4 protein-coding genes are annotated in these 13,902 nt (G+C 62.1%); all 4 read left to right on the top strand.

All coding sequences use genetic code 11. The annotated features are described in order from the left end of the window. The first annotated feature begins 80 nt into the window (after positions 1-80). From N4Q37_RS17085 to N4Q37_RS17070, 4 genes are read left to right on the top strand one after another with little or no spacing between them, the layout of a single operon-like run. On the top strand, positions 81-2,600 hold the full coding sequence (locus tag N4Q37_RS17085) for a Tc toxin subunit A (RefSeq protein WP_260959780.1): 2,520 nt from the start codon (positions 81-83) through the stop codon (positions 2,598-2,600). Between the two features lie 34 nt (positions 2,601-2,634). Continuing rightward, on the top strand, positions 2,635-6,492 hold the full coding sequence (locus N4Q37_RS17080; RefSeq protein ID WP_260959778.1) for a Tc toxin subunit A-related protein: 3,858 nt from the start codon (positions 2,635-2,637) through the stop codon (positions 6,490-6,492). Continuing rightward, positions 6,489-10,961, top strand: coding sequence for a SpvB/TcaC N-terminal domain-containing protein (locus tag N4Q37_RS17075; protein WP_260959770.1), 4,473 nt, complete (start codon positions 6,489-6,491; stop codon positions 10,959-10,961). Before N4Q37_RS17080 ends, N4Q37_RS17075 begins: the two co-directional genes overlap by 4 nt. Next, positions 10,958-13,768, top strand: coding sequence for an RHS repeat-associated core domain-containing protein (locus tag N4Q37_RS17070; RefSeq protein WP_260959768.1), 2,811 nt, complete (start codon positions 10,958-10,960; stop codon positions 13,766-13,768). The genes N4Q37_RS17075 and N4Q37_RS17070 overlap by 4 nt, the downstream gene beginning before the upstream one ends. Positions 13,769-13,902: the final 134 nt, after the last annotated feature.

The raw sequence follows: 13,902 nt of genomic DNA, 5'->3' as shown, positions 1-13,902 counted from the left end.
TCCTACCGTCTTTTATTGCTCGCTCCTGTACGGTTTGCCCTGGATACGGACACTTCGTTCGAACAGGAGATGAACCACACATGGATGCAAGCGACGACTCTTTGTTGCACAAGCTCATCGAAGTCCCCATGGCCGCGGACGACGCCAGGGCCGACTTCAGGACGGCCTTGCGGCGCATGGAACTCCATTCGGTGTTCGACATCATGCGCATGGGCAAAGCGCAGTTCGTCCTTGAACTTGGCAAGCACACGGACGCGGATGCCGGGCAGGTCTATGACAACGCGGCGTGCTATGCCGGGCAAATCGCGCGCCTGTACCAGGAGCGGCAAATATCCACTCACGTCCCCAGGCCGCGTGTTCGTCGCAGCCTGGGGACGAACACGATGTCAGAGTCGACCCGCTATCAGGCACTGTTCAAAGAGAATTGGCAGCAGTTCTGCAAGGAAGGCGACATCGCCGCCATCGACTCGCCCGTGGCCTATCTGCGGGCGTTGTATCTGTTCGCCGGGCAGTTGGAAAAGGCCTCTCCGTCCGCCGACAAAATCACCCTGGCGCAACGACGCCCGGACCTCAAGAAGCTGATGCTCGACCGCCAGAGTGCCTTCGTGGCACAACCGATGCTGGGCATCGTCAATGCAGCCTTGCGCAGCCATATCGAGGTACATCTGGCGGGCACCGGCAAGACGGTCAACGAGGTACTGGCCAGCGAACACTACCCCTTCGCCCTGCCCTACGACCTGCATCATCACCAATGCCTGCTTGGGTTGGGCGCAAACAAACCGGCCCTCGGCGAGTTGAATTACCGGGTGAGCCTGAAGCTGCCGTTTGCCCCAGGCGAGTCCGCTTACGGCGGCGTTTCGCAATCGCGTATCGAAGCCCAAAGGCTACTGTCCGGGCTCAGCCCGGAGCAGCAGAAACTCCTGCTCGCAGCGCCCGGTGCAGATGCCAACCTCGACGGTCTGAGGAAAAGCTATGGCACTGAAGCGATCGACCGGCTGCATGATCCTGAATTCCTCAAGGAACGCACCGGGCTTGCGACCGAACAGCTGGAACAGCTGCTGGCTCAAGGCAGCTACACGCCTCGGGCCTCAACCAACAGTCCAACGTCCAGGCATTCCAATTATGGGGCCGCCTACATCAACTGGCCGGCCTCGACGCCAGCCCTGTCGGTGCTCAAATCGGCCAAAACTTTTACCAACGCCTCCCGCGAGCGTTTCGCCCGCCTGCAGCGAATGATCCGCCTGCAGCGCTGGACCGGCCTACCGATCGCCGAACTGGACACCCTGCTCATCAGCGCCCTGCGCGCCGGAGGCAGCACGACGATGGCACTCAACACCAATACCTTGCGCGCGCTGGGGGTCTATCGGTACTTGAACCTGCGCCACGGCATCGCCCCCGAAGAGTTCGCGTCACTGCTGCATGACATGCCGATTCATGCGTGCGGCGAACAGGCTTCGCTGTTCGACCAAGTGTTCAATCGAACCCAACTGCTCGAACGTCCACAGGCCGAAGACCTCGCCACGACAGACCTGACGACCTTCAGCTACCTCGGCGCAGGCCTTGGACTGCCCCTGACCGAGGACGCATTGTTGCTACTCGCCCGGCAGACCGAGAAATACCTGGGGTTAAAACATGACCTGCCCACGATCTCGTCGCTCTACCGCCAGGCCCGTATCGCCAGGATGTTCGGGCTCACGCCCTTGGAGTGCATGGAACTGGCCCGTCTATTGGGCGGGGAACACTTCTGCGAAACCCTGGTGACCGGAGCGCTGCGTACATCGAGGTCGTTCAAATCCGACATGCTCGATGTATTGATGGCCCTGGATTGGGCCGTCGACTGGCTCAGGCAGAACAACCGTGATGTGGTGTCGTGGTGTCGCCTGTTCGACACGCAGGAAAACGACTGGCCAGTGAATCAGAACCTGGAAAAGCGCCTGGCGGTATTGCTGGCCGATGCCAATCCGGGCGATGAACAACGCCTGGTGGAAACCTTGCTGCACGACCTGGCTGACGTGTCCGCCGAATATGTCCCCTGCCTGCTGCAAATGGCCGGCACCCACGCAGCAGCAATTGTCGAGGCCATCAAGGCGGCTCCGAAAAAAATGCCGCGCCCCCTGGCAACGGTGCTTCGCATGGCCCAGGCCTGTCAGGAATTGCACTTGGGCAGCAGCACGCTTCAGCAGTTGATGGATCATCCCAACTGGCTGGCCTCCAACAGCCCCGGAACGCTGACGCCGCACACGCTGTACCTGCTCGAACGCTTCAGTCATTGCGCCCGGCACCAGGCTCGATCGGAAGAAAACTTGCTGCATTACTTGCAGCTTGCCAATCAGCGCACGACGCAAGCCTCGGAAGCCAACGGCCTGCTGGCCCAGTTGCTGAATTGGACCCGCGAGGAAGTGAGTGACCTGACCACACAATTGTCGCACCAACGCGCCCGCTCCATGGAAACCGTGGATTGGGTCATGCGCTGCCAAGCGTGCTGCACGCTCACCGGACTGTCGGCGAACCACTTGCTCAAGGCCACCGCACTGAACGCCAACAGCGCGACATCGGACTGGAAGACCGTCGGCGAAGCGCTGGTCGCCGCCTGCCACTGACACCTGCAACCTTCTCGACATTCAAGGATTGAATATGACCGTTGCCCTGAAAAAACAGCTGGATGAGAGCCTGCGCGATGCGCTGTTGGCGTTCTACCTGAATCAGGTCGTGCCCAACGACGCAACGACCCGCGCACTGAAACTCAAGACCGCCCAAGACCTCTACGAATACTGGTTTCTCGACGTGCTGGTCAGCCAGGACGTGCCCACCACGCCCGTGGCATGCGCCATTGCCAGCTTGCAGCACTACATCCACCGCATCCTGATGAACCTGGAGCCTGGCTACGACTCGGCGGACATAACGGCCGAACAGCGGCGCACCTGGCGCAACGAGACGCACCGGTACTCCCTCTGGGCCGCCCAGCAAAAACTGCTCTACTTCCCCGCCGCCTATCTGGATCCCGCGCTGCGCAGCGACAAGAGCGCCAATTTCCGGCAACTGGAAAACGACCTCAGCCAACACCGGCTCCAAGCCGATGCGGTTCAGTTGGCGGTCATGGCCTACCTGAGCCGACTCGAAGAAGTCGCCAACCTGAACATCCTCAATGGCTACATCGACGGCACGGACTTCGCCAACAGCACCTATTACTTCATCGCCAAATCGAGGTCGGAGAACAGCTACTTCTGGCGCTCGCTGGACATGGCCCAACGTCCACTCGACGGCCCACCACCACCGCCGCCTCCGGCCACCACCCCCAAACTTGACGCGCCGGATCCCTATGCCTGGTCGGACTGGGAAAAGGCCGACGTACCGATCCCCGACAGCGCGGCCGAACAGTCGATACGTCCGGTGTGGTTCAACAACCGCTTGTTCGTCGTCTGGGCCGAATGCATCCATCAAGATCCGGCGACCCGCAGTGCCCACGCGAGCGCCAGCCCAGCCCAGCCAGGCCCGAGCCATCCGCTGTTGCGCTTGAGCCTGTGTTACAAAAAGCAGGACGGCAGTTGGAGTACTCCGCGTGTTTGCTTGCAAGGGTATTGCCAGGACAAAACGCTTCTCGACAAAGACATCCAGGCCATCAAACCGTTGCTGGGTAGCGTTGCAACGCATCACTGCAAAGACGCTCACCACCTGCTCTTTCTTGCGCTGTGTGTCCGGGGCTCGCAAACCGGCGCGGACAATGGCTTCATTTTCATTGAAAGCACCAGCATCGATAAAAACCTCAGCCACGAACCTGCCCCTTCCGACACAGCAAAAACATCAGCCGCGAAAAAGTACGTCGATTACCCAAGCGCGGAGCAAGCGCTCCTGGGCTGCAGCGCCCATCGCATCCAAACAAAGGCACCCGTTCAAACGACGCCCCTCCAAACGGAAGCAAAGCCACCTGCCGCGAATGTTCAATACAGCACGCAAGACACGAATACTGGAACGCAAACCGGTATCGACTTCCACCTCAACCCTCCCCCTAAGTGCCTCACGCCCACCATCACCGATGTGAGGTCAAGCCTGGGCATCACGCAACTGCTGGACTTTTCCAAGTCCGCTATTGCGAACAGCGATGCCAAAGACAAGCCACGCCAACCGATCCGGTTGAACACCGTGTTCGCCGCCGAACTGATCCGACGTACCGCGAACAGCCTGGATGAACTGTTCGACTGGCAGACCCAACACCTGCCGGAACCGGCCTTGCCGGGCGAATCCGAGACGAAAATGGATTTCCACGGACCTTATGGTCGTTACTTCACCGAGCTGTTCCTCTACGTGCCGTGGCTGATCGCCGATCGGCTGAACACCGAGCACCGCTACGAAGAGGCCGAACACTGGCTGCGCCATGTCTTCGATCCAGGCCTGGGGAGCGAGGCGTGCTGGAGAAGCGTCCCATTGGTGGCGAGCAGCACGCCTTTCTACGCCAACCAAGCCCCCCATGATCCGCATCAGATTGCCCTTAGCCACCCCGTACATTTTCGCAAGGCGCTGTACTTTCTCTACCTGGACATCCTGATCAACCGCGGCGATGCCGCCTACCGCGCGCTGTCCCCCGACAGCCTCAGTGAGGCCAAGCTCTGGTACACAAGGGCGCTGGATCTGCTGGGACCGCGCCCCGTCGTGCAACCGGTCGATCAGTGGACGAGCATCAGCCTGCAAGGCTTGAGCGAAACCACCAACGCTCACCTGCGCGCCTTTGAACGCTCACTGGCCCGCTCGACCGCCAGCCCCACCTTGCTGGTTCGCAAAGACAGTTCACACCCCGCCTTGCCCAGCGTCGACACGGTGCAATTGCGGCTGCCATTCAACCCCGAACTGCTCAGGCGCTGGGACGTCACCGAAAGCCGTTTGTACAACCTGCGGCATAACCTCGATATCGCCGGCAAACCGCTGCATTTGCCGATATTCGCAGCCCCGCTGGACCCTCGCGCCTTGCCCGCCGCCCATGCCCTGAACCTCCCCAACAGCACCGCTGCCCAACTGCCAGGCGCACACCTGCCGCACTATCGCTTCACGGCCATGCACAGCCAGGCCCTGGGGGCGGTGGAAAGCCTCAGCCAGTTCGGCGCCACGCTGCTGTCGCTGATTGAACGCAAGGAACAGGCGCAGCTTCAGGAACTCCAACAGCAGCAAGCCTGGGACCTGGCAAAAATCTCCGTCGACCTGCAACGCCAGGCCCTGAACATCGACCAGCACAACCACCAGGCGCTGCTGGCCAGCAAGGCCATCATCCAGAACCGAGCCAACCACTACCGCCACTTGCTGGACCAGGGCATCAGTGAAACCGAGAGGCAAGCCAGCGAACTGTATTTGCGCAGCGGCTCGTCCGAGCTCGATGCCTCCTACGCTCAAGTCGTAGCCGGTGGCGTCATGGTCATGCCGAACATTTTCGGCTTCAGCAACGGTGGCGGCCGTTGGGAAGGTTCGTTGCACGCGACCGCGGCCCTGGCCCAAGGCAGCGCCATCAGCCAACGGACGACGGCGGCCCATCTCGACCGCACGGCGCAGTTCCATCGTCGCCGGGAAGAATGGCGCCTGGCGCGCCATCAAGCCTTGCTCGAACTGACCCAGATCGACGCCCAACTGGCGCACGTCGCCGCGCAGCAAACCGCCACGCGCCTGCAACTGCGCCTGGCCGAATCAAGCCTGAGCCAAGCCAAGGCCAACTACGATTTTTTCAGCAAGCGCTTCACCAGAACCCAACTGTACCAATGGCTGAACAGCCAATTTGCCACCCTCTACCGCCAAGCCTACGACGCCACGCTGGCGCTGTGCCTGGCGGCCGAAGCCTGTTGGCAATACGAACTGGCGGATTTCAACCGGCGCTTCATTCAACCCGGCGCCTGGAATGCCACCTATCGAGGACTCGGCGCGGGCGAGCAATTGAAACTGAACCTGCTCAACATGCAGGCCCAATACCTGCGGGCCAATGCCCGCGAGCTGGAGATCCGCAAGACGCTGTCGCTGCGTCAGTTGAAGCGCAAAACCGCCAGCAGCACGATCAACAAGGACTGGGCACAGCTTCATGCCGACCTGATGGCCGGCCAGTGCGAATTCGAGCTGACCCACGAGCTGTTCGAAGATGACTACCCGCATCAACGCCATTACCTGCGGCGCATCAAGACCCTCAGCATCTCCTTGCCGGCCGTCGTCGGCCCTTATGAAAACATTCGGGCCACGCTGACCCAGACGGCCAGCAAGGTGTTCTTGTCCAGCGAGGGTCCGGCCCTGGAAAGCCGCCGCGCCAGCCAGCAGATCGCCCTCTCCACGGGGGTCGACGATAACGGCCTGTTCACCCTGGGTTTCAACGACGAACGCTACCTGCCCTTCGAATACACCGGGGCTATCTCCACCTGGTGCCTGACCTTTCCCAACCCCGACGCACAGAAGGACATGCTGGCGTCACTGACCGACATCATCGTGCACCTGAGCTACACGGCCCGGGCCGGCGGAGGTTCGCGATGAGTGAACACAGCACACTACCGCTGACCCCACCCGCACTGCCCAAGGGCGGCGGCGCCATTCAGAGCATTGGCAAGGGCTGGGCCGCCATCGGCGCCCAGGGCACAGCGTCTTATGAGATTGCCCTGCCGATTTCGCCGGGCCGAGGCTTCGCGCCCTCCTTGTCGCTGGGCTATGCCAGCTCGGGCGGCAACGGCGTGTTCGGCCTCGGCTGGGGGCTGTCATTACCCTGCGTGGCGCGGCGTACCCAGCACGGCGTACCGGCCTATACCGAGGATGACCAGATCCTCGGCCCAAACGGAGAGGTGTGGTTGCCCGAGCGAGATTCGCAAGGCGTCATCCGTTCAACCCGCGTCGAGCGCTACAACACCCTGGCGCTGGACGAGATCTACACGGTGACGCGCCACTTCCCCAGCATCGAAAGCCGTTTCGACCGGATCGAGCGCTGGGTATCGAACCGCGACGAAGCCGGCTTCTGGCTGGTACACGGCGCCGAGGGCAGCCTGCATGTGTTCGGAAAGAACCCGGCATCACGCCGTGCCGATATCCAGGACACGCGTCGGGTAGGCCAATGGTTGCTGGAAGAGAGCCTGAACGCCCACGGCGAGCACATCCTTTACCACTACCAGGCAGATGCCACGGCCCAGCGCTACCTGAGCCGGGTGAGCTACGGAAACTTCAAGGCCGATGCGGACCTTTACCTGTGGACAACCGAGCGGCTGGCGGCGGTGCAATGGCATTTCGAACTGATCTTCGACTACGGCGAACGGAGCACCGCATACGACCAGCAACCGTCCTACACAGGCCAACAGTGCCAAGGTCGCAGCGATGCCTTTTCCGACTTCGCCTACGGCTTTGAATTACCCACGCAACGGCTGTGCCGCCAGGTACTGATGTTTCACCGCTTTGCGGAGGAATGGGGCGCAGCGCCGGTTCTAGTGCGCCGCCTGCTGCTCGAATACCAGCAGACGGCCTTGGGTTATCAGCACCTGACAGCGGCCCATGACCAGGCATTCGGCGACACGGCGAACGCGGATAATCGCCCCCCCGTCGAGTTCAGCTACAGCGAGTTCGACCACTCGCCACACGTCCATGCCTGGCAGCCCTGGCAAAGCCTGCCGGCGCTCGACGATCCGGGCTACCAACTGGTGGATCTGTACGGCGAAGGCCTGCCGGGCCTGCTCTACCAGGGCAAGGCCGCTTGGTACTACCGTGAGCCCATGCGGGCCAAGGCCCAATCCAATGAAGTGGCTTACGAGCGGTGGTGCGCGCTGCCCCATATTCCCGCGGCCGACCCTGCCAAACCCCTGCGCCAGTCACTGAGCGACCTCACCGGCGACGGTCGATTGGATTGGGTCATTGCCGAGCCGGGGTTGAGCGGTTTTTTCTCCCTCGGCCCCCATCGGGACTGGTCGGATTTCGCCACGCTCAAGGCGTTCCCCACGGAGTTTTTCCAACCACACGGACAACTGGCTGACCTGACGGGCGCCGGTCTCAGCGATCTGGCAGTGATCGGCCCGCGCAGCGTTCGCCTGTACGCCAACCAGCGCGAGCAGGGTTTTGCGCGTGCCCGTGAAGTGCTCCACGACGCGGACGACACCCTGGCGCCACTGGGCGGCGCTTCGCCCTCCGAGCTGGTGGCCTTCAGCGACGTGCTGGGCAGTGGGCAAGCGCACCTGGTACGCATCCGTCATGACGAAGTGAAATGCTGGCCCAACCTGGGTCACGGACGTTTCGGCAAAGGCATCGTGCTGGGTTCGCCGGGCCTGGCATACGACAGCTTCGACGCCGCGCATATCCGCCTGGCCGACCTGGATGGCTCCGGTGCCAGCGACCTGATCTATCTGCAAGCGAACCAGGCGCTGATTTTCATGAACCGCGGCGGCAACGGTTTCAACCCTCCCATCGCGCTGCCCTGGCCACAAGGCCTGCGCTACGACCGCCTGTGCCAGGTGAGCTTCGCCGACCTGCAAGGACTCGGTTGTTCCAGCCTGATCCTGAGCGTGCCGCACATGACGCCCCCACAACATTGGCGCTACGAATTCGTCAGCGCCAAACCGTACCTGCTCACTGGCACCCACAACAATATGGGCGCCGCCCACAGCATCCACTACCGCAGCTCGGCGCAGGAATGGCTGGATGAAAAAGCCGAAAAAACCGCCACCGACACGCCACCGGCCTGCCATGTGCCCTTGGTCCTGCACCTGGTGACGAGCCAGCATCAGGTGGACGAAATCACCGGGAATCGACTGTCCCAGACATTTGCCTATCGCCAGGGCTATTACGACGGTGTCGAACGGGAATTTCGCGGCTTCGGCCTCCTGTTGCAAACCGACACCGAAACCACGCCCGACTCATCCGACTTCAGCGCGCCTTGCCTGACCAAGACCTGGTTTCACACCGGGCAAGCGCTGGACTTGCCCCGTACCGGCTACAACCGCAGCGACCCGTTGGCCGTGGCATTGGGCAAGACCGCGCCTTGCCAATACCGGCCAGGAGCCGGCGATGCCCCCATGGCCTTGCCCGACGCCGCAACGGTGCGGGAAATGTCCCGCGCGCTGAAGGGGCGTGTGCTGCGAAGCGAGGTATTCGCCGTCGATGCCCACCTGAACGGCAAGACGCTGTACTCGGTCCAGGAAAACCGCTATGGCGTACGTTTGATCGAAGCCGGCGACAAACAACGTCATGCCCGGATGTTGCCGCTGCTGCTGGAGACCATCCGTTATCAGTACGAAGGCCTGGCTGACGACCCGCAATGCCAGCACAGCTTCAATTTGCAACACGACCTGTTTGGCTCACTGACCCACAGCGTCAACGTCCATTACGCCCGCCGCAAAACCGCCAGCGACACCCCGCCGTTTCAAGAGGCCGATCAGCAGCGATGGTGGCGCGACGCACACGATCCGGCGCAACAGTTCTACTACCTAAACGAAACCCGCGCCGAGTTCATTCACCTGGATGCCCCCCAAGGGTGGCGACTGGGCCTGGCTTATCGCCAGCGGACCAACGCACAGAAACGCCCCAAGGCACCCGAGGCCGGCGGACTGACGCCGCAGGACATGACCTATGAACGGCTCATCGAACTCAGCCGAGAAAGCACCTGGACAACCCAAAGCGTTCTGACAGGCCTGACGGTGCACCGCTACAAGGACGCCACCACCGCAGAAACCCTACCGGACGGCGTCGCTCACTTCCAAGCCCTGGCCGATCATCTGCAAACCGCCGAGCTGGATGAAACCGCCCTCAAAGCCTTCGAGCTGCTGCCGCAAGCCTCCCGTCCCCAAGGGCCACTGCTCAAGAGCATGGGTTATCACCCAATGGACGTCTTTCTCCCCGCGAGCCCATCAGCCCAAGAACTCTGGTCCGTCAAAAGTGGCTTTGCGACCTACGCCTCACTGCAAGGCTTCTACAAAATCCAGACCTCGCAGGCGAGTGAACACCATGGCGTCACCGTGTTCAGCTACGACAACTGCCACTGTTTCATCACCGCGTTCAAAGGGCCCGATGGCTGCGTCACCCGGGTGTTCTACGATTACCGTGCATTGCTGCCACGGCGCATTACCGATCCCAACGGCAACGTACAGGAAGGCCTCGTCGATGCCTTCGGCCAGGTCCTGGCCACGACGTTCCATGGCACCGAAAACAACGCAGCAGTGGGTTTCCAACCCATCGCGCAATTCAAGCGGCCGCAACTAAAGAGCCCGACAGACGCCCTCCAACAGAGCGCGCAGGCCCTGCAGAACGCCGCCACTGCCGTGTATTACGCGCCTTTCAGTTGGATGGGGTGCCTATCGGACGCCGCCTTGGCAGACACCGACTGGCTGGCGCGGTGTGTGTCCAACCGTGACCTGCTGCCCAGCGGGCATATCCGCGCGTCAGCTCGAACGCGGCTGGCGGCCTTGCCAGTGCTCAGTGCCGACGAGGTGAAATTGAAGAACCACATCGAGGCTTCGACCCGCGAGCCGGTGCACATTGCTGTCCTGGTCGCAGACCGTTACCCCGACGACCCACAGCGACAGATCCGCATCACGATCACCTGCTTCGACGGCTTCGGTCGAACGCTGCAAAGCAAGCAACAGGTCGAACCGGGCATGGCCTACGTCGTCAATGCTCAGCGAGCGCTGACGCTCAAGGATGCAAAGCCGCTGGAACAGAGCGCCACGAGGCGCTGGCGCATCAGCGAACGGGTGGAATACAACCACAAGGAATTGCCGATCCGCCTCTACCGCCCTTACTTCGCCGATCAGCCTCACTACATCAACGATGAGTCCTTGCGCCAGTTCGGTCATTGCGACCAGCAGTTCTACGACGCGTTGGGCCGCCCCACCCACACACGCCTTGCCAAGCAGGGTGGCCACTCTTATTTGCGGCGCCTGACACGCCATGCCTGGTACACCCTGGAGGAGGACGAAAACGACACCCTGGAAGAAAGCCTGTCCGAACAAGAAACCGTCACCGGAGGTGAAGCATGAACCCCCGTCTTCACCGCAAGACGCCCACGATCCACGCCGTCGACAGCCGAGGCCTACCTGTGCGGCAGGTCGCTTATTGCCGGAACCACGTCGATGAGCCGGCCCAAGCACGCATCACCCGCCAGCACCACGACACGGCGGGGCGACGGGTTGCGCAGTGGGACCCGCGCCTGTTCGGCGCAGCACCCGACGCCAACCTGACGAGCCTCTACAGCCTTGGCGGCCAACCGCTGCTGGTGGGCAGTGTCGACGCCGGCTGGCGCCTGAACCTGCCTGGCGCTGCCGGACAAATCTTGCGCAGTTGGGATCAACGTGGAACCCAATGGCGAACCACCTATGATGATCAGTTGCGGCCCACCGTCATCCACGAGCGAGCGCTCGATCAGCCGCCGCGTCGGGTCGAGTGCCTGCGCTACGGCGACAGTTCGCCAGCATCGGCGGCACGCAACCTCTGTGGCGCGCTGGTGCGCCACGATGACGGCGCCGGTACCCTGCTGATCAACGGATATGCGCTGTGTGGCAAACCCCTTGGCCAGACCCGGCACCTACTCCTCGACATTGCCTCACCGGACTGGCCCGCCGATGAGCAGGCGCGCGGGACCTTGCTCGAAAAGGCCCCCGGCTACACGACACGCTGGCACTACGACGCACTCGCCGAGCCCATCGTGCAGTTCGATGCCGCCGGGCACCAACAGCGCTACTCGTTTGATGTCGCCGGCCAACTCAAGTCCGTGAGCCTGAAGCTCAAGGACGCGGTGACCGAGCAGATCCTGCTGAAGGACCTGCTCTACAACGCATCGGGCCAAGTCGAATCCCAAGTGGCCGGCAACGGCGCGGTCAGTCGCGCCATGTTCGATCCGGCCAGCGGTCGACTGACCGCCCTCCGTACGACAGTGTCTGCCAGCACCGTGCAGGATCTGCACTACACCTACGACGCCGTGGGTAACGTGACGCAGATCGAGGACCGCGCCCAGCCAGTGCAATTCGGCAGTAACCAGCGGGTAGACGCCACTAGCACCTTCACCTACGACAGCCTCTACCAGTTGATCAGCGCGACAGGTCGTGAGGCGGCGGGGCTGACCAGCCACCCCGATATTCCCGCCTTCAGCAGAACCCCGTTCGACGCCCGGCAACTGTTCAAGTTTACCGAGCATTACACGTACGACGCCGGTGGCAACCTGACCGGATTGCGCCATGTGCGTGACGGTAACAACTACACCCGGACACTGGACGTCGCCGCCACCAGCAATCGTCTGCTGTCCTGGGACAAGGGGCATTCGCTGCCCGAGGTGAGCGCCGGTTTCGATGCGAACGGTAACCTGCAAATGCTGTCTCCAGGCCAGGCGCTGGAATGGAACGGCCGCAATCAACTCACCCGTGCGGTCCTGGTCCGGCGTGACGACGGTCGCCATGACATTGAGCGCTATGGCTATGACCGCAACGGTCAGCGGCTGCGCAAACTACAGACCACCTACGCCGGCGCAGCGACCCATACGCGCGAAGTCCGCTACCTGCCGGGCCTCGAAATCCGCACCCGGCAAAACGAACGCCTGGAAGTCATCACCCTGCGGGCCGGCCGTTGCAGCGTACGCTACCTGCATTGGACCGAAGGACGACCGTCCGGCATCGCGGCCAATCCATTGCGCTACAGCCTCGACGATCACCTGGGCTCCAGCTCGCTGGAACTCGACGCCGAGGGTTGGTTGATCAGTCAGGAAAGCTATTTGCCCTACGGTGGAACCGCCTGGGCAGCCTGCCGCTCGGCCGTGGAAGCCGATTACCGGACCATCCGCTACTCGGGCAAGGAGCGCGACGCCAGCGGCCTGTATTACTACGGCCACCGCTATTACGCGCCATGGTTGCAACGCTGGATCAGTCCCGACCCGGCGGGGGCGGTCGACGGGTTGAACCTGTATTGCATGGTGGGCAACAACCCGGTGAGATTTGTCGACCCGACGGGCCTGATGAAGGACGAAGAACTCAAGGAGTTCGAGACCTGGGGGCGGGCCCGCTCCCAGGAAATCATGGACTCGGCCAAAGGGGACTACAGCTATCGCCTGATGCCGGATAACTTCGATAAAACCACCGACCAGTTTTTCAATGAAACACTGTTGGGCGGCGAATTCCTGGCCCACTCTTACGGCTACATCAAACCTGAAGGCGTTGGGTTGAGCGACTTTTTCAACCTTCCCAAACCGCAAGGCAGCATGCGCGGCTACAAGGGGGTCGACAGGAGCCATGACGGCAATGCCCGGACGAGCACACCCCGCGAATACTACTTGAGCTTCGGCACTTACCGGATCGGCAACACCGCCGATTACCTGGGCGATCTGTCCAGCCGTTACGCCACCGCCAAAAACGACCTGTTCCATAACGTAGCCATCGAGGAAGACCTGTTGAAGGACGCGCCAACATTGAACAGGACGCGCGACCAAGTCCATGAACTGCAACAACCGACCCGGGACTGGATCGAAACGCACATCGAAAACATGGGCGGGATCATGCCGATTCTGGCCGGCGGCCCCGGGACCCACGCCGAAGTCCGCCTGGCGAACTCCATCGTGGCGCTCTATCCGGACCGGGCGGAAAGGCTTCTTGCAGAAACCACGATTCTCACCGACAGAATTGCCCGGGTGCAGGCCCCTGAACCGTTTCCGGCCTGCATCAACTGCAGCGGCATTCTTCCGGCCGCCATCGCGGTGCCCACCGGACGCACACCGCTCGACTACGCAGGCTACCAGGCGATCGTCCAGCGTTTGAACGAACCGTCGCAGCCTCGTCCAGGCAGTAGTCGCGGCAGAAGGTAAGGCGCCGGGTTCTGTAATGCTGCGGTTGCGCTACGAGCCGAGCCCACGGCGCAACGCCCTTTTCTGGAACTTGTTCGCGCAACGGCGATCACTGGCCGGGCAGCATTCAATTGCGTACCATCGCCGCTTTTTTC

The organism is Pseudomonas citri (genome assembly GCF_025336485.1).
GTDB classification, from domain to species: Bacteria; Pseudomonadota; Gammaproteobacteria; order Pseudomonadales; family Pseudomonadaceae; genus Aquipseudomonas; species Aquipseudomonas citri.
The sequence above is the reverse complement of the archived record's forward strand: the minus strand, read 5'-3'. Positions and strand labels throughout refer to the sequence as shown.

Bases quoted from the DNA above. Each gene is read 5' to 3' on its own strand.
- N4Q37_RS17085 (WP_260959780.1), top strand. From the start codon at position 81: ATGGATGCAAGCGACGACTCTTTGTTGCACAAGCTCATCGAAGTCCCC.
- N4Q37_RS17080 (WP_260959778.1), top strand. From the start codon at position 2,635: ATGACCGTTGCCCTGAAAAAACAGCTGGATGAGAGCCTGCGCGATGCG.
- N4Q37_RS17075 (WP_260959770.1), top strand. From the start codon at position 6,489: ATGAGTGAACACAGCACACTACCGCTGACCCCACCCGCACTGCCCAAG.
- N4Q37_RS17070 (WP_260959768.1), top strand. From the start codon at position 10,958: ATGAACCCCCGTCTTCACCGCAAGACGCCCACGATCCACGCCGTCGAC.